Here is a 19,933-nt window from a genome sequence, read left to right on the forward strand (position 1 = left end):
TGGCGATTTCGACATGGTACTGAGCGCCAGCCACAGCCTGTCGCGGCGGTTGACCGCGGGCGGGCTGGCTAAGGTGCGGACCAACCCGATGGGCGTCACGCCGGGCCTGTTCTCCCCCACCGCGCGCGACGCCGACGTCCGGCGCCGGCTGCTCGCCAAATGCGGCCTGCCGGAACAGGCGACGCTGCTGCTGGGGCTCGGGCGCCATGGGCCCGAAAAACGCTGGCCGATGGTCATCGAAGCCGCGGTCGCGGCGGGCAACGACCATCCGGTCGGGCTCGTGATCCTGGGCGGCGGGCGCGACGAGGCGAAGGTCGCGCGTGCGGCACGATCCAGCCCGCACGTCTATCTCGCCGCGCCCGAGCGCGACCGCGCACGGCTGGCGACGCTGCTGGCGAGCGGCGATGCGCTGGTCCACGGCTGCGAATCCGAAACCTTCTGCATGGTCGCGGCGGAGGCACAGGCCGCCGGCCTGTCGCTGATCCTGCCCGATGAGGGCGGAGCCAGCGACCGGATCCGTGCCGAGTGCGATCAGGCCTATGCGGCGCGATCGGCCCGATCGATGGCGGCGGCGATCGCGCGGCGGGTCGAGGCGGGGGAGGCTGCGCGCGAAGCGGCCGTGGCGCTGGCCGGACGGGCGCCGGCGATGGACGCGCATTTCCGCCGGCTGTTCGCCGACTATCGGGCGGCGCTGGGTCGGGACGGCGACACAATTTTGCGTTCGGCGGCGAATCTCTAACCTATCTTTATCGTCCTTGCTGTGGATCGGGCGTCATGACATCGTCTGTCACTTGAACGGGGGGACGTGGGGATGGGCTGGCCGCTGGTGCTTGTCGGCGTCGTGGGGTGTGGACCGCTGGCTGTGCCCTGCGCACCGCCGCCGGTGCGACGCGTGCCGCTGATCGAGCGGCAGTTCAACTATATCGCGACCATGCCGCCGGCGCTGCGCAGCCGGACCAGTGCCCTCAACACGCTGCAACTGCAGGACCGCGTCGCAATCCGCGGCAATCGCGCCGACGAAGTCCGGATGAACGGGCCGGTGGACCTGACGTTCAGCGCGGTGCGCATCACCGGCGGTCCCGGCGCCACCGATGGCCTGCTGCGGTCGGATCGTTACACGATGCTCAGCCTGGGCGCATCGGCCGCGGTGGACCTGGGCGGCGTGCTGCTGCGCGCCAACATCGCCAACGCCTCGATGCGGCGCAAGCGCGACGTGCTGCCGACCGCGGCGCGGCGGCTGTCGGCCGATGTCACGTCGGCGGGGCTGGAGGCATCGCGTGACGACGGCCCGGCGCTCGGCATCGACTATCTGCGGATGGGGACCGCGCGGGGCCGCCGGCTGTTCACCGGCCCGGACCTGATCAACATCGGCGGCGTGAGCGAGGGGCACGGCGTCAGGCTGACCCTGGGCGATGATGCCCAGGACGCGGATAGCGGGCCGGCGATGGGCTGGCGCGTGTCGCTGTCGTCGCTCCACCGTCCGGTCGCCGATATGCGGATGGGGGCCAGCGAGCAGCTCGACACCCAGGCCGAGGCACGCTGGACCATCACCTTTCGGTGACGGCCGCCTGCGTGAACGGCGTGTCGCTGTTCGCCGGCGTGCGCGGCGGCCAGGCGGCGACGCGGCGGAAGCCCAGCAGGACATAGGCCCAGCGCCGGATGCCGCGCGGTGTCGCGGCGGCCGACAGGGTGGGGCGACCCAGCCTCGCGATGCGCGCGGCGGCGCCCTCGACGAAGCCTTCGCCGAAGCGCCGTTCGAGGGCGAGCGCGCCGACGCCCAGCGCCGTCCACAGGGCCATATGGACCACCGCGGCGGCGACCGCGTGCGCAGCGAAGCTGTCCTCGACGAAAGCGGCCGACTTCAGGTGGGCGACGATCAGGACGATGCCGACGCCGATACCGACAGCGCTCGATCGTCGTCGCCCGGGATGGCCCAGGGTGATGCCGAACAGCGGGATGACCAGGCAGAACAGTGCGGCGTCGATCCGCATCGCCATCGCCGCGATCGCCGCTGCGCGCTGGTCGGCACGCCCCGTCGTCGCCAGGGCGATCAGGCCCGCACCGCCCTGGCGATCCAGCGACTGGCGCAAACCGCCGCCGACCATGTCGATCATGTCCGGCGCGCCCGAAAATCGCAGGCTGCCGAACGCCACGGTGCGGGGTGTGCCGTCTCCCGTCCGGCTGACCGCGATCCCGTCGTGGAGGTCGATCGCGACCGTTCCGTCACCGCTGCGCACGATGTCGGCCGCAGGCGCGCTGAAGACCGTGCCGTCGCGCATCACCGTCACGTCGGTGAGGACCCGGTCATCCGCCTGCCGTGCGACACCGCCGACGAACAACGTGGTGTCGGGTGCGATCGTCACTGGCGCGCCGATGGGCAGGGGAATGCCGTGTGCGCCGGTCCGGATGTCACCGTACAGCGCATCGAGCGCGCGTTCGCCGGTGGGGCGCACCTCCATCCGCAGGGCCAGCTGGACGCCGCCTGCGATCAGCGCGACGGCCAGCGGGGCGAGCAGCAGGCGGCGGCGCGACAGCCCGGCGCCGGCCAGGATCTTCCATTCGCCGCTCATCGCCAGCTTGCGCACCGTCAGCGCGACGCCCAGCAGCACCGCGATCGGGATGGCCGCGCTCAGATGTTCGGGGATCAGCAGCAACGACAACCGACCGAGCAGCGGCAGCGGGTCGGTCGTCTGTTGCAGGTCGGCGGTCAGGCGCTGGACGTTCTCCAGCGACAGGATGGCAAGGATCAGGGCGGTGACGACCAGCATCCGCGCGGCGACGGCGCGGGCCAGCAGGCGATCGAGGATGCCCGGGCGGATCATTCCCCGCTCAGCGCCGAAAAGCCGAAACCGCGCAGATATTGCAGGCGGATGGAGGTGGTGGTGACGCCGGCACCAGCGGAGACGGCCGCCTGGTCGATGGTCGGCTTGCTGCGGCCGAGCCGGGTCGTACCGGGCACGCCGACCCCGTCGCTCCAGAACGAGAATTTGTCGCGGTCGACGCGGTTGTGCCGTAGCAGCAGCGCATACCGTCCCGGGCGGGGGACCTTGACGCACATCGCGACCGCGCCGGTCGTCGGCAACGGTGCCCGCGTCCGGCGAAAGACCTTGCCGGCGGCGGCAAGCTCATGGTCGTCGGCCAGGAAATCGGCGTCGTTGGCGGGATAGAGCTCCAGCCACATCTCGCCGCGGCGGTCCTTCAGTCCCTCGACAGTGACCGCGATCGCCGGTCCGCGATTGCCGTCGCACGCCGCGGCATCCTGTCCGATCGTCCCGGCCGTCGCCGGAGCGGCGAGGGTCAGGGAAAGGGCCAGCAGGGACCACAGGCGCACGCGGCGACGATCGACGACGGAGATGCTCACGCTGTCATGACGGCGCCGACGGCGCCGACCCGCAGCGCCCCTGTGCCGGAAGCTCAGCGCAGATCGCGTCGGACGTAGACGAGGAGGCGGCGGCCCTCTCGGGGGAAGCGGCCGGCCAGGCGGTAGTCGCGGCGGACGGCCGCGGCGACCAGCGCCTGGCTGTCCGCGTTCCACGGCGCCAGCGGCGTATCGAGCGTCACGATCGCCGGCGGGCGCGCTCTGAGGATGCGCGCGACTTCGGCGGCTTCGTCGATCCCCACCGCGCCGCGTTCGGCCTCGTAGGCGAGTGTCGAGGGAAAGGCATAGGGTGTGGGCACGCAGGTCCGCGACAGCAGGTAAAGGACCGAGTCACCTGCGAAGACATAGGGACAGCCAGCGTCGCGGTGCGCGGCGAGAATCCGCGCGGCGCCATAGGCCGACGCCCGCTCGTCGCTCTCGGTCGCGATATGGACGACGGCAAGGATCGCCGCGGCTCCCGCCAGCAGCCAACGCGCCGCCCGGTACCGGCCGAGCGTGGGGGCGGCGAGGATCGCGATCGGGACCAGCAGCGGCAGGGCATAATGGTCGAAGAAGGCGCCGATCATCGCAAAGGCGATGACCGCGGCGATCAGCCACAGCGCGGCCAGCCGCACGGCAGGGCGCAGCGGGCGCGCGCGCAGGCTGGCGACGGCACAGGCGACCGGCACCGAAAGCTGGGCCGTCGTGCCCGCCAGTCGGGCGGCGATCTTGGCTGCCGGATAACCGCGTCGCAGCGTGACGGATGTGAAATTGGCGAACCGGAAGGCGTCGAAGATCGCCGGGCCCTGCGCGTAGTACCAGCCGATGGCCAGAAGCGTCGGGAACGCGCCGAGCATCGCCCACGCGACCCCCGCCAGCACGACGCCGGCCGGGCGCGTCCCTGCGCGGCGCAGATACCAGAGGTGGGCGAGGCCGAACATCGCGCCTTCGACGGCGGGGGTGTATTTCACCTGGATGGCCAGGCCCGCCAGCAGGCAGGCGGCGGCCCCGCTGGCGACGATGCCGGCCCGGTCGTCGCGTGCGGCACGCGCCGGCAGCCCGAGCGTCAGCAGGCCGCCGACCGCCATGAACAGGTTGTAGAACACCGGCGACTGGCCGCCCCGCCCGCTGAGGAACGAGAGCCAGAGGATATAGGCGAGCCCCGCTGCGACCGCGCCGATCCCGCGCGCGCCCAGGCGGCGTCCGGCGAGCGCCACCACCCACCCGGTCAGGCCGGCGATCAGCGTCGCGACGATCTGGTACGCCAGGATACCGTCGCCCGGCAGCAGGCGGATGGCGGCGAAAATCAGGAACAGCCCCGGTGGCTTGCGATCCCACAGATCGACATAGGGCAGCGCGCCCGACAGCATTCGGTCCCCGACCAGCAGATAATATTGCTCGTCGACATGGATCACCGGATTGCCGAAGTCGTGCGCGCGGACGAGGAATGCGAACGCCACGAGCAGTGCGAGCATCGTGCCGGCGCGCCAGTCCTTCGGTTCGATCCGCGAGTCGGCCATCATGCGCGCCGGGTAGTCGCGGAAAGGTTCCGCGTCACCTCCACTATATTTCGGGCGACGCGTGCGGATCGGTCGGCGGCACATCGTCTATCGACCAGCGACTGGCGGGAACCAGGTCGGCCGGCGTCCGTGGGGGGGGCAACGGATCGATCGTCCGGACCGGCAAGCGCCGAACCTTTCCCTCGATGCGGACGTTGCGTCATGTATCTCGATCTCGACCCGGTTTCGTCGATTCGCCGATCTGCGGCCATGGCCGTTGCGACCGCCCCGGCGACCGCGTGGACGGTCCTGCTGCCGTTCTTCAACGAACGCGACTATCTGGCCGCGACGATCGCCAGCCTGGCCGCGCAGACCGTCGCGTTCCGCCTGGTCCTGATCGACAACGGATCGACCGATGGCAGCGCGGCGGTCGCGGAGGCGGCGGCGCTGGCGCACGGGCTGGACCATGTCGTGCTGATCGAACGGGCGCCGGGCAAGGTCGCCGCGCTGAAGGCAGGCCTGGCGCTTGTCACCACGCGCTGGACGGCGACGTGCGACGCCGACACCCTCTATCCGCCGACCTATCTGGCGGCCGCCGGGCGGCTGCTGGCGCGGCCCGGATGCGTCGTCGCCGGTGCCTATTTCATCGCGCCGGACGCCGGCGAGATCGCGCGGGCGGTGGAGGCGACGGCGATCACGCTCGCCGGCCGACTGCTGCCGCGCCAGTGCCATGCCGGCGGCGCGGGCCAGGCGTTCTGCACCGCGACGCTGCGCGGGGTCGGCGGGTTCGATCCGGCTCTGTGGAACTATGTGCTGGAGGATCACGAGGTTATCAACCGGACGATGACGCGCGGGACGATGCTGTATTCGCGCGCATTCTGGTGCCGCCCGTCGGCGCGCGAGCGTGACCGCGAATCGATCCGATGGACCGCCGTCGAGCGCCTGGTGTATGCGCTGGCCGCGCCGGGTGCGGGCGACTGGTTCTTCCGCGATTTCCTGGCCCCCCGCCTGCACCGGCGCAAGCTGGCCAGCCACCGCATCCGCGAACGATCGTTCCAGGGCGACGAAGGACTTGGTTTTGCGACGCCTCATCCTGTGCTCTGACGATTTCGCCTTTTCGCGTGGCGTCAGCGATACGATCGCCGGACTGGCGCGCGAGGGCAAGCTGAACGCGATCGGCTGCATGACGGCGATGCCGGGATGGGCCGAGGACAGTGTGCTGCTCCGGGGCCTGCCGCCGCACGTCGAGATCGGCCTTCACCTGACGCTGACCGAGGAACGCCCGATCACCGCCATGCCCGGCCATGCGCCGCAGGGCATCATGCCGACGATCGATACGGTGACGCGCCGGGCCGGGCAGGGCGCGCTGCCGCTTGCCGAGATCGCGTGCGAGGTGACTGCGCAATTCGACGCCTTCATCGGCGCGATGGGACGCCCGCCGGCGTTCGTCGACGGGCATCAGCACAGCCACGTCCTGCCGGGCATCCGTCGGATCGTCCTGGCGGAAACCGCGCGGCGGGCGCCGGACGCCTGGCTGCGCGACTGCACCGACCGGTTGTCCGCGATGCTCGCCCGCCCGTTTCGCGGCAAGGCGATCGGCAGCGCGTACCACTCGCGGGGGTTCCGGCGGGATGCGGCCCGGCTGGGCCTGGCCACCAACGACAGCTTCGCCGGCCATTACGACTTCGCACGCGATTACGCCGCGATCCTGCCCCTGTTCCTGCGCCGGCCCGGCCATCGGCACCTGGTGATGTGCCATCCCGGGGCAGGGGAGCGGGCAGGCGACACCATAGCGGCCGCCCGTCCCCGCGAAGCCGCCGGCTTGCGCGCGACCGACATCCGCGACATGGCTGCGCGCGAAGGGCTGGCGTTTCCGGCCTGATCGCTGGGATTTGGCAAGCGCGGTGGATGACGGCGGCCTGACGGCCATTTTCCTCGAACAACGCCCGATGCTGCGCCGCCTGCTCGTCGCGCGGCTCGGCACGCCCGAGGATGCAGAGGATGCGCTGCAGGACATGTGGCTGCGCATCGACCAGCTCGCGCAGCGTCCCGTCGCGCAGCCGGCGGCCTTTCTCTACCGCGTCGCCGCCAATCTTGCGACCGACATGCGGATTTCCGCCGGCCGTCGCGCGGCGCGGGAGACCGCCTGGCTCGACGACCAGCCCGATGCCGGCGCCGTTCCCAATGCCGAACGGACGCTGGCCGCGCGCAGCGAGTGGCAGGCGGTGCAGGGCGTGATTGCCGATATGCCCGAACGGATGGCGACGGCGCTCAGGATGTTCCGGATCGAGGGGCAGTCGCAGCGGGCGATCGCCGAGCGGCTGGGCATCACCGTCAGCGGGGTCGAGAAGCTGTTGCAGCGCGCCTATCGGCAGTTGCACGACGGTCTGGACACGTGCGGTGCGGATCGCGCCGATGTGAATCGTCTAGGGTAGGAAAGGACATGTCGACACGTGCAGGATGATGGCGCAGATCTGATGGACCGGGCGATCGCCTGGCACCTGCGTCTTGCCGACGCGGGCGCGGACGACTGGGCGTCGTTCGTCGCCTGGCTGGAAGCCGACCCGGCACATGCGGCAGCCTATGACCGCGTGGCGATGACCGATCGCGGAATCGCGGCCGATCATTTTCCGGACGTCGGTGCGCGCGCGGACAACGACAATCCCGCGCCGGCGCCGGCACCGCGGCGGCGCTGGCGGTGGATCGCCGGCGGCACGGCCGTTGCCGCCGGGCTGGCGGTCGTGCTGGTGCCGGCGGTGCTGCCCGGGCCGTCCGGCGCCTACGAGGTCGCGACGGCCGCCGGGGAGCGTCGCGCGGTGACGCTGGCGGACGGGACGCGGATCGAACTGAGCGGTGGCACGCGCCTGCTGCTGGATCGTGCCGCCCCGCGCCGCGTCGCGCTTGAACAGGGGGAGGCGGTGTTCACCGTCCGCCATGACGCCGCCGATCCGTTCGTCGTGACCGCTGCCGGCCGCACGGTGCAGGACGTCGGCACCGTCTTCAACCTGGCGCGGGCCGGAGAGACGCTGAGCGTGGAGGTCGCCGAAGGCTCGGTCGTCTACGAACCCGGTGGCGCCGCGATGACGCTGAAGGCCGGTGACGGCCTGAGCGTCGGCGATGGTGCGGCGACGCTGCGGCGCCGAACGCTTGCGCCGGAGAATGTCGGCGGATGGCGGCGCGGCGTACTGACGTTCGAGGAACGCCCGTTGCGCGACGTCTCGGCGACGCTGGCGCGACTGTACGGCTTCGACATCGATCTGTCGCCCGGCTTGTCCGACAAACCCTTTACCGGCATGGTCCGCTTTTCCGGAACTGCCGATCGCGACATACCGCATCTGGCGGAGCTGATCGGGGCGACGTGGCGGCGTGACAAGGGGCGGTGGGTTCTGGTGGAGGCGGCGGCGCAGTAGGTCCGCCGGTACAGCTGTCGCGTTTGCCCTGGCGCTGACGCCTGTAATCGCGACGGCGGGCGATCGCCCGGTCCGTATTCCCGCCGGGACCCTGGACGTGGCGCTGATGGCGCTGTCGCGCGACCTGGGGGTCGAGATCGTCAGTACCGAACCCGGCTTGCAGCGGGTATCGACCCGCGGGCTGAGCGGTCGCCTGTCGGCGCGCGCCGCGCTCGGCCGGTTGCTGGCCGGCACGGGCTACCGCGCAGTACCGCTCGGGTCCGGTGCCTTCCGGATCGAGCGGGTGGCTGGGCGCGGCGCGGCGCCACCGCACCCGCGCCGCAGCCCGGCGCCATCGGCGGCGCCGATGCCGGCCGATGTCGTTGTCACCGCCAGCAAGCGCGATATTCCCCTGCTGCGCTATCCCGGCAGCGTGACCGTCGTCGATGCGACCGTACCCGCAGCCGGCATCCGATCCGCGACCCTGTCCGACGCCGCGCGCGCCATCCCCATCCTGCAGAGCACGCACCTTGGCCGTGGGCGCAACAAGCTGTTCATCCGCGGGATCGCCGACAGCAGCTTCGGCGGCGCTACCCAGTCGCCGACCAGCATCTACCTGGACGACGTCCAGCTGAACTATTCCGGCGCGGACCCCGGCCTGCGCCTGTACGACATGGACAGTGTCGAGGTGCTGGAGGGACCGCAGGGCACGCTCTACGGATCGGGCGCGATCGGTGGCGTCATCCGGCTGACCTCGGCTGCGGTGGATCTGCGCCGGACGGGGGCGGCACTGGATGCCGGCGTCACCGCGACCACCGGCGGGATGCCGGGCGGCGACATCGCCGCGATGGTCAACCTGCCGATCGTCGACGACCGGCTGGGCGTGCGCGCGGTCGCCTACGCGGGACGCAGCGGCGGCTACATCGACGACCTGCGGCGCGGGCTGCGCGACGTGAACGTGGAATCGGTGACCGGCGGCCGCGTGAAGCTCAGCCTGCGCACCGCCGGCGACTGGCGGATCGAGGCGAGCGGCGCCGCGCAGTCGATCGATGCGCGCGACGGGCAATATGCGGACCGGAGCGCCGGGCTGCTCGCCCGACGATCCGCCATCGCCCAGCCGTTCGACAACGAACTGCTATTCGGCCGCGTGACCGCATCCCGCACCTGGGGCAACGGCGTGCACCTGCTGATCGCGACCGGCCTGGTCGGGTACCGGGCAGGCGAGCAGTTCGATGCGACCGCCGCGGTCATGCCCGCGCCGACGACTCCGGTCGTCTATCGCTCCGACCATTTCAAACGGCTGCTGACCCATGAGACGCGGCTGTCGCGGGCGCTGCCCGGCGGGTCGTCGTGGGTCGTCGGAGTGACGTTGGTCAACGACCGCGACGAACTCGCCCGATCGGTCGCGGTGCCGGGCGCGTTACGCGACATCATCGGCGTCACCAACGTCACCCGGTCCGCCTCGCTGTTCGGGGAATCGACGCTGTCGCTGTCACGCAGCCTGGCGGTCACGGTCGGCGCGCGCGGCACCAGTGCCCGTACCGATGGATCGCCATCGGTTACCCCGCTCAGCGGCAGTTTCGTGCGTGGCCGATCGACCCGCCGCATCGATCCGACCATCGCGGCGTCGTGGCGCATCGCGCCGCTGGTTGCCGCCTTCGGCCGGTTTCAGACCGGCTATCGCACCGGCGGCCTGTCGGTCGCGCCCGGCATCGGCCGCGTCGCCGATTTCCGATCGGATTCGATCGTCGTCGGCGAACTGGGCGTGCGGCGGATCGCACGCGGCCCGATCGGCCTGGCGCTGTCGGCCAGCGTGTCGCTGGCACATTGGGACAATATCCAGGCCGACCTGATCAGCCGCCGTGGGCAGCCCTATACCGACAATATCGGCAACGCGCGGATCACCGCGTTCGAAACCGCGCTCGACTGGACGCCGCTGCCGGGGCTGCGCGCGCAAGGTGCCGTGCTGCTGACCGACAACCGCGTGACGGGCCCGATCGCCGACCTGTCCCGCCGCAGCAACCGCCGTCTGCCCGAAACCCCGCCCTTCGCCGCGCACGGCGCGTTGTCCTACGCCTGGACCGCCGGCAACGTGACACCGCGCGTCGTCGCGGGGATCGACCATGTCGGCCGGTCGGTGCTGGGCACCGGCGACCTTTTCGACATCAGCCAGGGCGCCTACAGCGTACTGTCGCTGGGTGGGGGCGTGCGCAGGGGCGCAGTCGAGGTGACGATCGACATCGACAACCTGACCAACGTCCAGGCCAACCGCTTCGCCTACGGCAATCCCTTCGCGTTTGCGATGCGCGAGCAGATTACTCCGCTGCGCCCGCGCAACGTCCGCATCGGTGCCGCCTACCGCTGGTAGGCGATCCCGTCGAAATCACTCGCGGCGTGACGTTCGCGCAGGACCTTGCCCGGCTCACCGTTCGCCTTCAGCACCACCATTCCGCGCTGCACCGCATCGCGCCCGCCGACCCGGTCGTGCCAGCGCGCCAGGTTGGGATAGTCGTCGAGCGACAAGAAGGTGCGCGCGTCGTAGATCCCGTCGAACAGCCCGCCGTACCAGGGTAAGATCGCCATGTCGGCGATGCTGTAGTCGTCGCCCGCGATGAAGGTCCGATCTGCCAGCCGCGTATCGAGCACGTGCAGTTGCCGCTTGGCCTCCATCGCGTAGCGGTCGATCGCATACTGGATCTTGACCGGCGCATAGGCGTAGAAATGCCCGAAGCCGCCACCCAGGAACGGCGCCGATCCCATCTGCCACATCAGCCAGTTCATGACCTCGGCGCGGGCGCGCGTCTCGGTCGGCAGGAACGCCTCGAATTTCTCGGCGAGGTAGACGAGGATCGACCCGCTTTCGAACAGGCGGATCTCGGGATCGACCGAGCGATCGACGAGCGCGGGAATCTTCGAATTCGGGTTCACCGCGACGAACCCGCTGCTGAACTGGTCGCCCTGGCCGATGTCGATCAGCCAGGCGTCGTAGTCGGCCCCGGCATGTCCGGCCGCCAACAGTTCCTCGAGCAGGATCGTCACCTTCTGCCCGTTGGGCGTGGCGAGCGAGTGGAGCTGGAGCGGATGAGTGCCGACCGGCAGGTCGCGCTCGTGCGTCGCGCCGGATGTCGGGCGGTTGATGCTGGCGAACTTGCCGCCGTTGCCGGGTGCCCAGGTCCACACCTCGGGCGGGACATAGCCTGCGGGCTGGTTGTTCGCGCTGCTGTCGTCGTCGGCCATCGCTCGGTTCCTTGTCGTCTCGGCTACCGCGATATCGGTAGGCGGGGTGCCCTGTGCAATGCGGCTGTCCGGCCAAAAACAGGGCTTTTCGGGACGAACGCTTGTGCCCTGGTGACGGATGTGCGTAACCCGGTCCATGTCTGACAATCGGTCGAGTGACGTTTCGGACCTGCCGCGTCCGCTGGCCGACTATCTCGATGCATCGCGCGTGGCGCTGGCGATCGCATCGGCGGACGGCGACAATCCGCTGCTGTACGTGAATCCGGCGTTCTGCGCGCTGACCGGCTACCGCCCGGACGATGTGGTCGGGCAGAACTGCCGCATGTTGCAACGCGATGCCGACAATGCCGAGGCGAAGGCGCGCATCCACGAATTCCTGTCGCGAGACCGCCAGCCCAACGTCCGCACGACCATCATCAATTTCCGCAAGGACGGCACGCCGTTCGTGAACCTGCTGTATATGTCGCGGCTGAGCGGGGCAGGGCGCACCATGCGCTACATCTTCGCATCGCAGTTCGACGTCAGCCGGTCGCAGCCCGACAAACTCGCCGATTACGACGCGGAGTTGAGCGCGACGCTCGGCAAGCTGGCGCCGATCGCGGGGGATGCCGGAATTATCCTGGAAGGCACGCTGATGGCGATCGCCAACAGTGCCGCGACCATCGCGCAGGCCAAGCTGACGCTGGCCGATCTGGAGGCGGTGACCCATGGCTGAAGCCGACGCCGCACCGGCCGCGACCGACGATACCCCGTCCGTGGCCGCCGTGCCGATCGTCGGCATCGGCGCCTCGGCCGGCGGGCTGGAGGCTCTGCGCGAAATGCTCGCCCCCGCGCGCGTGCCGACCGGCCTGGCGTTCGTCGTCGTCCAGCACCTCGACCCCAACCACGAAAGCATGCTGGCGCAGCTGCTCGACCGCAACACGACGCTGGCAGTGCTGCAATCGGCGGGTGGCGAGCGGATCAAGGCCGATACCGTCTATATCATCCCGCCGGGCCGTGGCCTCGCCATCCGGCAGGGCGTGCTGGAGCTGACCGATTTCGCTCAGCCGCGCGGGCTGCGCCGGCCGATCGACGATTTCTTCATCTCGCTCGCCGGCGACCAGCAGGCGAACGCGGCGTGCGTGATCCTGTCCGGTACGGGCGCCGACGGTACCACCGGCCTGCGCGCGATCAAGGAGAACGGCGGCGTCTGCGTCGTCCAGCAGCCCGAAAGCGCGCGCTACGACGGGATGCCGCTGTCGGCGGTCGGCACCGGGCTGATCGATTTCATCAAGCCCGCCAGCGAAATCCTCCACTGCCTGCAAGGCTTCTTCAAGCGCCGTGGCGGGGAGGCGAGCGAAGCGGAGGCCGGCGTCGTCGCCGATCACGTTGACGAGATGTGCCGCGTGCTGCGCACCGCGATCGGCCATGACTTCTCGGGCTACAAGCGCTCGACGCTGGTGCGCCGGGTCGAGCGGCGGATGCATGTGCTGGGCATCGCGACGGGCCGCGCCTATCTCGATCGCATCCGGGGCGACGCCGACGAGTGCGAGGCGCTGTTTCGCGACCTGCTGATCAACGTCACCCGCTTCTTCCGCGACGCGCCCGCGTTCGAAACGCTGCGCACGACCGTAATCGAGCCCTTGCTGCGCGATCGCGCCGCGGACGAGGATCTGCGGATCTGGGTGCCGGGCTGTTCGAGCGGCGAGGAAGCCTACACCATCGCAATGCTGTTCGCAGATGCCGCGCGGACGTCGGGCGCGCCGCTGGCGGTGCAGATCTTCGCCACCGACATCGACGAACAGATGCTGCAGATCGCGCGCGAGGGGGTGTATCCGACCGCCGCGATGGCCGACCTGCCGCCGGCGATGCGCGAACGCTATACCGTGCCGCACGCCGATCGCTTCACCATCGCCGGGCCGATCCGCGACATGATCCGGTTCTCGAACCACAGCCTGGTCAAGGACCCGCCGTTCTCGCGGATCGACCTGGTGTCCTGCCGCAACCTGCTGATCTATTTCGACGACCGCCTGCAACAGTCGGTCCTGCCGCTGTTCCACTATGCGCTGAAGCCGGGGGGTTACCTGTTCCTGGGGCCGTCCGAGAGCGTCGGGCGGTTCGAACATCTGTTCGCCGTCGTCGACCAGCCGGCGCGGCTGTTCGAGCGGACACCGGGCGCGCCACTCTATCCGATCGACCTGCCCGGCAGCAGCCGCCAGCGCCTGCCGCGGCGCGAACGCGAAGGGCGCGGCGAGGGATCGGCATTGTCGAGCGAAGGCGTCGCGATCCGCCGGATGGTCGAACGCTATGCGCCGCCCAGCCTGATCGTCGATCAGGACGGCGGCATCATCTCCGCCTATGGCAAGCTCGGTCGCTATTTCGAATTCCCGGTAACGCGCACCGGCGGCAGCAGCGCGGTCAATCTGGCGCGGGCGGGCTTGCGCACCGTCATCGGCCCGTTGTTGCGCCAGGCGCGCGACCAGAAACGTCGCGTCGTCGCGCGCGATGTCGAGGTCGAGACCGATTTCGGCATCCAGCCGGTCGAGGTGATCTGCGATCCGCTGGGCGACGGCACGTCGTTGTTCGTGTTCCGCGACACCGGGGCGTTCCGCCCGGCCGACCAGGACGAACTCGACGATCTCGAAGCCGGCGACGATCATCTGGAGGCGCTGGAGGACGAGTTGCGCCTGACGCGACACCGCCTGCGCTCGGCGATCGAGGAACTGGAGACGGCGAACGAGGAGCTTAAAAGCTCCAACGAAGAAATGATGTCGATGAACGAGGAGCTTCAGTCGACCAACGAGGAGCTGACGACGGTCAACGACGAGCTAAAGAGCAAGGTCGATCAGCTGACCGTTGCCAATTCGGACCTGCGCAATTTCTTCGAATCGACCGATCTGGCGGTCGTCGTGCTCGATTCCGACCTGAACGTCCGCAGCTACACCGATGCGGCGACGGCGATTTTCCCGCTGAAGCCCGCCGATCGCGGCCGGCCGCTGACCGATGTATCGAGCCGGCTGGTCGGCGCCGAGCATCTGGAGGACGCGCGCGCGGTCGCCGCCGGCGCGCCGCCGGTGCAGCGCCGGGTGGCGACGCTGGACGGCGAGCATGTCTTCTCGATGCGGGTGCTGCCGTATCGCACCCAGACCGGCGAGGTGAACGGCGCGACGCTGGTCCTGACCGACATCACGGCCGCGCTGTCGATGGAGCGGTTGCTGGCGTCGGAGCGCGAGCGGCTGGACCTTGCCATCAAGGCCGCGGGCATCGGCGTCTGGGAATACTGCCCCGACACCGGCGAGACCGTGCTGGACGGCGTCGAGCAGCGGATGTTCGAGGTGACCGCGGGGCAGGCGACGAGCATCGCGCCGCTGCTCGAACGGATCGATGCCGAGGATCGGCCCGGGGTGGAGGCGGCCCTGCGCCGGGCGGTCGACGAGGACGGCGACTACGAAGCCACCTTCCGCGTCCGCCGCGACGACGGGCAGGTCCGCTGGGTCAAGGGCTTCGGCCGGGTGATCGCTGGCAGCGTGCCGGCGCGGCTGGTCGGCGTGTCGATCGACGTGACACCCGAATATACGCTGGCGCAGACCCGCGACCTGATGCTGCGCGAGATGAACCACCGGGTAAAGAACCTGTTCGCGGTCATCGCCGGGATGATCGTGCTCGCCGCGCGCAATCACGACGATGTCCGGGCGTTCTCGGCCGACGTGCGGGCGCGGATCGCTTCGCTGGGGCGTGCCCATTCTCTGGCGTCCCCGGCGGGCCAGCCCGAGGCGATCGGGCTGTACGAGATCGTCGAGGCGACGCTGGCGCCCTATCGCGAACACGCCGCGATCGACCTGGACGGACCGAATGTCGCGCTCGACCGCAGCTGCCTGTCGCCGCTCGCGCTGATTTTTCACGAATGGGCAACGAACTCTGTCAAATATGGTGCGTTGGGACGCGAAGGCGAGTGCCGGCTGTCGGTCCGGTGGCGTGTCGAGGACGACGCGCTGACCCTTGTCTGGAGTGAGGAGCAAGGCACGGTGGATCAGGCGCGAACGGAAAAACAGGGGTTCGGGACCGTGCTGGTCGATACCAGCGTGCGCCAGCTGCGCGGCACGATGACGCGCACCGTGGAAGATGGCTGCTTCCGGCTCGAAATGACGCTACCGACAAGCGTGCTGTCCGATGTCTGATACCGTCCTGCTGGTTGAAGACGAGCTGCTGATCGCCCTGGACCTGCAGGCGACGATCGAGGACGCGGGGTTCGCCGTCGAGGGCCCGTGCATGACCGTGACCGAGGCGCAGGAGGCGATCGACCGCTGCGGCGGCGCGCTTGCCGTCGCGCTGCTCGACGTCCGGTTGGCCGATGGTACCGTGTTCCCGGCGGCCGACCGTCTGTACGCCGAGGGTATCCCGATCATCTTCCATTCCGGCCACGCCGATACCAGCGATCTGCGCCAGCGCTATCCGACCGCGACGATCTGCCCGAAGCCGAGCGCACCGGCCTCGCTGGCGGCGGCGTTGCAGAATTGTGCGGCGCGCGATGCGGGCGACGAGGCGTTGCGCGCCACCGGCTGACGTCGCCGTACCGAGGCGGGAACCGCAGCGTCGCTCCCGCGCTATCCCGCCTATGCAACAGGATGACGAGGATCGGCCGACACAGCATCGTGCGGTGCCCAGCGGCCGTGTCGCGAGGTTGGGCGCGTTCGGGCGACTGGCGGGCGGTGTCGCCGGAGGCATGATCGCGGAGGGCGCGCGGCGGCTGGCGGCGGGCGAGCGGCCGAAGATCGGCGACCTCGTCCTGACTCCCGGCAACGCCAAGCGGGTCGCCGACCAGTTGTCGCACCTGCGTGGTGCGGCGATGAAGCTTGGCCAGATGATCTCGATGGATGCGGGCGATGTCCTGCCGCCCGAGCTCCAGTCGATCCTGTCGCGGCTGCGCAACCAGGCGTACCGGATGCCGCCGACGCAGCTCGACCGCGTCCTGCGCGACGAATGGGGCAATGACTGGCGCCGCAAGTTCCGCCACTTCGAAGCGTCGCCGATCGCTGCGGCGTCGATCGGCCAGGTCCACCGCGCGACACTGTCGGACGGGCGCGTGCTTGCGATTAAGGTGCAATATCCCGGTGTCGCCGAAAGCATCGATGCCGATGTCGACAATGTCGCGACGCTGCTGCGGGTGTCGGGCGTGCTGCCGTCGTCGATCGACCTGACGCCGCTGCTGACCGAAGCGAAGCGCCAGCTGGCCGAGGAAGCCGATTACGTCCGCGAAGGCGAGCAGATGCGGCTCTATGGCGCGCGGCTGGCGGGCGACGCTCGCTATGCCGTGCCGACGCTGGAGCCGACGCTGACCACGCGGCGCGTGCTGGCGATGGACTTCGTCGAGGGGCGGCCGGTCGAGGCGCTCGCGGACGCGCCGCAGGATGTGCGCGACCGGCTGATGACTGCGCTCGTCACGCTGGTGCTGCGCGAGCTGTTCGACTTCGGCGTGATGCAGACCGACCCGAACTTTGCCAATTATCGCTGGCAGCCGGAGGCGAATGCGCTGGTTCTGCTCGATTTCGGGGCGACGCGCGACGTGCCGGCCGACACCGCCGATGCCTATCGCCGGTTGATCCACGCCGGGCTGTCGCGCGACCGCGACGCGATCCGCGACATAACGGTCGAGACGGGCTTCGTCGGGGCCGAGGCGGCGGCGGCGCACCGGCCGGCGCTCGACCGGATGATCGCGGCGATCGACGATGCGCTCAACCGCGACGGACCGTTCGACTTCGGCGACCGCGCCTTCGTGCCGGTGGTGCGCGAAGAGGCCAAGGGGATGATCGCCGACCGCGCGACGTGGCACGTGCCCGACGTCGAGACATTGTTCGTCCAGCGCAAGGTGAGCGGCACGGCGCTGCTGGCCGCGCGGCTGAAGGCGCGGGTCGATGTCCGCGGGCTGGCGGAAGCGGCGGTTTCCTAAACCGCAGTGCTCGTGCGCATGCGAGAGCCCAGGGTTATAGCGGTCTGGCCCTCGTGGCGGTGGACTGCCGTCTGCGTGCGTCCACCGGGCGTTACGGCGCGATGCGCTCGCCATCCCATGCGAAGAGTCCGCCGCTGTCGGCCGGCGTCAGTCCGTCCAGCACCGCCAGCAAGCGCTCGGCCGAATAGTCCGGCGTGAACAGCTTGTCCTCGGCGACATTGCCCTGGAACGGCGCGCTCAGCCCGGTGTCGACCGTGCCGGGATGCAACGCGACGCACACCGCCTGCGGTCGACCCCGGGCGATCTCGATCGCCGCGCACTTCACGATCTGGTTGAGCGCGGCCTTGGCGGCGCGGTAGCCGTACCAGCCGCCCAGCCGGTTGTCGGAAATACTCCCGACCCGCGCGGACAGGCAGGCGATCGTCGCCGGCGCGTCCTTCGCCAGCAGCGGGGTGAAATGGCGCAGGACCAGCGCCGGGCCGACCGTGTTGACCTGATATTGCCGCAACAGCCAGTCCGCCTCCAGCGCGCGCAGGGATCGTTCGGGGCGGCGGTCGCCCTCATGAAGCAACCCGGTCGCGACGATGACCAGCGCCAGCGGGCCGCGGATCCGCTCTGCCTCCGCGGCGATGCTCGACGGATCGGTCAGATCGATCGTCCCGGCCGAGCGCGACAGCGCGTGAACCGCGCCGTAGCGCTCCGATTGCTCCAGCCGCCGTACCAGCGCCGCGCCGATCCCGCCGCTCGCCCCGATCACCACTGCGTCGTGCATTTGTCCTCCGCCAGGGAACCGCAGGGCCCGTCCCGAGATGTGTTCCCATGCATCAGGACGCCTCAACCGCCCATCGGGTCCCGCGCCCGTGACAACGTTGATCCCCGTGCTGGGCGACCAGCTGTCGCGGAGTCTCGCCAGCTTGCGGGGTGTCGATCCCGCGGACGCCGTCGTGCTGATGATGGAGGTGTGGGACGAAGCGACCTATGTCCGCCATCACAAGAAGAAGATCGCGCTCATCTTCTCCGCGATGCGCCATTTCGCCGAGGAACTGCGCAGCGCCGGCTGGAGCGTCGACTACATCCCGCTCGATGCGCGCGGCAACACCCAGAGCTTCACCGGCGAAGTCGTCCGCGCCGCCAAGCGTCACAAGGCCCAGGCGATCCGCGTGGTCGAGGGCGCCGAATATCGCGTGCGGCAGATGCAGGACGAATGGGCCGATCGCACCGGGATCGATGTCGAGATCCTGATCGATGACCGCTTCGTCTGCCCCTTGAGCGATTTCTACACCTGGGCGCAGGGGCGGCGCGAGCACCGGATGGAGTATTTCTACCGCGACATGCGCCGCCGCACCGGGCTGTTGATGCGCGAGGACGGCAAGCCCGAGGGCGGCCAGTGGAATTTCGATCATGACAACCGCGGCACCCCGCCGCGTGGCCTCAACTATCCCGCACCGGAGCGCTTCAAGCCCGATGCGATCACGCAGGACGTGCTGGCGCTGGTCGAGAAGCGCTTCGCCGGCCATTTCGGCGACCTGGAGCCGTTCGGCCTGCCGGTCACGCGCAAGCAGGCGCTGAAATCCCTGAAGCACTTCATCGCGACCGCGCTGCCCGACTTCGGCCAGTATCAGGACGCGATGGTCGCGGGGCACGACTATCTCTACCACTCCAGCCTGTCGCTATGCCTGAACATCGGCCTGCTGGAACCGCTGGAAGTCTGCAAGGCCGCGGAAGATGCGTACAAACGCGGCGACGCGCCGATTAATTCGGTCGAGGGCTTCATCCGCCAGATCATCGGCTGGCGCGAATATATCCGGGGCATGTACTGGTGGGATATGCCCAAGTTCGCGGAGCGCAACGCGCTGAAGGCGACAAGGCCGCTGCCCGAATTCTACTGGACCGGCGATACCGATTTGCGGTGCCTGAGCGAAAGCGTCGGCCAGACGAAGCGTGAGGCCTATGCCCACCACATCCAGCGGCTGATGGTGCTCGGCAATTTCGCGCTGGTCGCCGGGGTCGATCCGCAGGCGGTGTCCGACTGGTTCCTGGTCGTCTATTTCGACGCGTACGAATGGGTCGAGCTGCCCAATGTTGTCGGCATGAGCCAGTTCGCCGATGGCGGCATGATCGCATCCAAACCCTATGCGTCGAGCGGTGCCTATATCGACCGTATGTCCGATTATTGCGGGAAATGCCGGTACAGCGTGAAGCAGAAGACGGGGCCGGACGCCTGCCCTTTCAACGCGCTTTACTGGCATTTCCTGGCACGGCACGAGAAGCGGTTCGCCGGCAATCCGCGGATGGGCACGATGTACGCGACATGGCGGCGGATGTCTGAGGACAAGCGCGCGGAGTATCTGGCGAGCGCGGATGCGTTTCTGGAAACGCTGGAGCCGGCGAAAGCGGGTTGGGCGCGGGAGGGGAAGACGGGCTGACCATCTCCGCACCTCAGTCCGTCATCCCCGCGGAGGCGGGGATAAATTCTGGCTGACCTGCGTGAGACTCATCTCGTTCAGCGACTATTGATCCCCGC

General features: G+C 69.5%; 17 protein-coding genes. 12 read left to right on the forward strand and 5 right to left on the reverse strand.

The features are described 5' to 3' along the window. Nucleotides 1-739, forward strand: a 739-nt coding sequence (locus tag ASE86_RS16585; protein ID WP_235524129.1) for a glycosyltransferase, incomplete at its 5' end; no start/stop codon positions are given. Nucleotides 740-811: 72 nt separating this feature from the next. Then, the gene (locus ASE86_RS14500; protein WP_056428460.1) at nucleotides 812-1,561 is read left to right on the forward strand and encodes a hypothetical protein; all 750 of its coding nucleotides are present in this window, start codon (nucleotides 812-814) and stop codon (nucleotides 1,559-1,561) included. Here the strand turns inward: ASE86_RS14500 and ASE86_RS14505 are convergent. From ASE86_RS14505 to ASE86_RS14515, 3 genes are all read right to left on the reverse strand, one after another. Then, nucleotides 1,548-2,822: an LptF/LptG family permease gene (locus ASE86_RS14505; RefSeq protein WP_056428463.1), complete on the reverse strand. Its 1,275-nt coding sequence runs from the start codon at nucleotides 2,820-2,822 to the stop codon at nucleotides 1,548-1,550. The genes ASE86_RS14500 and ASE86_RS14505 overlap by 14 nt on opposite strands. Next, a complete protein-coding gene (locus ASE86_RS14510; RefSeq protein WP_156347195.1) occupies nucleotides 2,819-3,331 on the reverse strand; it encodes a DUF2141 domain-containing protein in 513 nt (170 codons plus the stop codon). The genes ASE86_RS14505 and ASE86_RS14510 overlap by 4 nt, the downstream gene beginning before the upstream one ends. Before the next feature lie 83 nt (nucleotides 3,332-3,414). After that, a complete protein-coding gene (locus ASE86_RS14515; protein WP_235524130.1) occupies nucleotides 3,415-4,881 on the reverse strand; it encodes an ArnT family glycosyltransferase in 1,467 nt (488 codons plus the stop codon). 246 nt (nucleotides 4,882-5,127) lie between these two features. Between ASE86_RS14515 and ASE86_RS14520 the strand changes: the two genes are divergently transcribed. The 5 genes from ASE86_RS14520 to ASE86_RS14540 all read left to right on the forward strand — a co-directional run bounded on the left by ASE86_RS14520 (nucleotide 5,128) and on the right by ASE86_RS14540 (nucleotide 10,614). Then, on the forward strand, nucleotides 5,128-5,961 hold the full coding sequence (locus ASE86_RS14520) for a glycosyltransferase family 2 protein (RefSeq protein ID WP_056429082.1): 834 nt from the start codon (nucleotides 5,128-5,130) through the stop codon (nucleotides 5,959-5,961). Then, a complete protein-coding gene (locus tag ASE86_RS14525; RefSeq protein WP_056428466.1) occupies nucleotides 5,936-6,739 on the forward strand; it encodes a ChbG/HpnK family deacetylase in 804 nt (267 codons plus the stop codon). The genes ASE86_RS14520 and ASE86_RS14525 overlap by 26 nt, the downstream gene beginning before the upstream one ends. A gap of 10 nt (nucleotides 6,740-6,749) precedes the next feature. Then, nucleotides 6,750-7,292 carry an RNA polymerase sigma factor gene (locus tag ASE86_RS14530; RefSeq protein ID WP_235524131.1) on the forward strand — a complete coding sequence of 181 codons (543 nt, stop codon included), beginning with the start codon at nucleotides 6,750-6,752 and terminating at the stop codon, nucleotides 7,290-7,292. 42 nt (nucleotides 7,293-7,334) lie between these two features. Beyond that, a complete protein-coding gene (locus tag ASE86_RS14535; RefSeq protein WP_056429088.1) occupies nucleotides 7,335-8,267 on the forward strand; it encodes a FecR family protein in 933 nt (310 codons plus the stop codon). Nucleotides 8,268-8,373: 106 nt separating this feature from the next. Further along, nucleotides 8,374-10,614, forward strand: coding sequence for a TonB-dependent receptor domain-containing protein (locus tag ASE86_RS14540; protein WP_082441978.1), 2,241 nt, complete (start codon nucleotides 8,374-8,376; stop codon nucleotides 10,612-10,614). On the opposite strand, the gene yghU is transcribed toward ASE86_RS14540, so the two are convergent. Beyond that, complete coding sequence (gene yghU, locus ASE86_RS14545) at nucleotides 10,602-11,483, reverse strand: glutathione-dependent disulfide-bond oxidoreductase (protein WP_056428470.1); 882 nt, start codon at nucleotides 11,481-11,483, stop codon at nucleotides 10,602-10,604. The two genes, ASE86_RS14540 and yghU, sit on opposite strands and share 13 nt — an antisense overlap. Nucleotides 11,484-11,619: 136 nt before the next feature. On the opposite strand from yghU, the gene ASE86_RS14550 reads away from it, so the two are divergent. From ASE86_RS14550 to ASE86_RS14565, 4 genes are read left to right on the forward strand one after another with little or no spacing between them, the layout of a single operon-like run. Then, nucleotides 11,620-12,198, forward strand: coding sequence for a PAS domain-containing protein (locus tag ASE86_RS14550; RefSeq protein WP_056428473.1), 579 nt, complete (start codon nucleotides 11,620-11,622; stop codon nucleotides 12,196-12,198). Beyond that, nucleotides 12,191-15,640, forward strand: coding sequence for a CheR family methyltransferase (locus ASE86_RS14555; RefSeq protein ID WP_056428475.1), 3,450 nt, complete (start codon nucleotides 12,191-12,193; stop codon nucleotides 15,638-15,640). The genes ASE86_RS14550 and ASE86_RS14555 overlap by 8 nt, the downstream gene beginning before the upstream one ends. Then, entirely contained in the window at nucleotides 15,633-16,025 is a 393-nt protein-coding gene (locus ASE86_RS14560; RefSeq protein ID WP_056428478.1) for a response regulator, read from the forward strand. The genes ASE86_RS14555 and ASE86_RS14560 overlap by 8 nt, the downstream gene beginning before the upstream one ends. 52 nt (nucleotides 16,026-16,077) lie before the next feature. Next, nucleotides 16,078-17,409 carry an ABC1 kinase family protein gene (locus ASE86_RS14565; RefSeq protein ID WP_056428481.1) on the forward strand — a complete coding sequence of 444 codons (1,332 nt, stop codon included), beginning with the start codon at nucleotides 16,078-16,080 and terminating at the stop codon, nucleotides 17,407-17,409. 91 nt (nucleotides 17,410-17,500) lie between these two features. On the opposite strand, the gene ASE86_RS14570 is transcribed toward ASE86_RS14565, so the two are convergent. Continuing rightward, entirely contained in the window at nucleotides 17,501-18,181 is a 681-nt protein-coding gene (locus tag ASE86_RS14570; protein ID WP_056428484.1) for an SDR family NAD(P)-dependent oxidoreductase, read from the reverse strand. A 37-nt stretch (nucleotides 18,182-18,218) separates the two neighbouring features. Between ASE86_RS14570 and ASE86_RS14575 the strand changes: the two genes are divergently transcribed. After that, nucleotides 18,219-19,835 carry a cryptochrome/photolyase family protein gene (locus ASE86_RS14575; RefSeq protein WP_056428487.1) on the forward strand — a complete coding sequence of 539 codons (1,617 nt, stop codon included), beginning with the start codon at nucleotides 18,219-18,221 and terminating at the stop codon, nucleotides 19,833-19,835. Nucleotides 19,836-19,933: the final 98 nt, after the last annotated feature.

The organism is Sphingomonas sp. Leaf33 (assembly GCF_001421785.1).
Taxonomy (GTDB): domain Bacteria; phylum Pseudomonadota; class Alphaproteobacteria; order Sphingomonadales; family Sphingomonadaceae; genus Sphingomonas.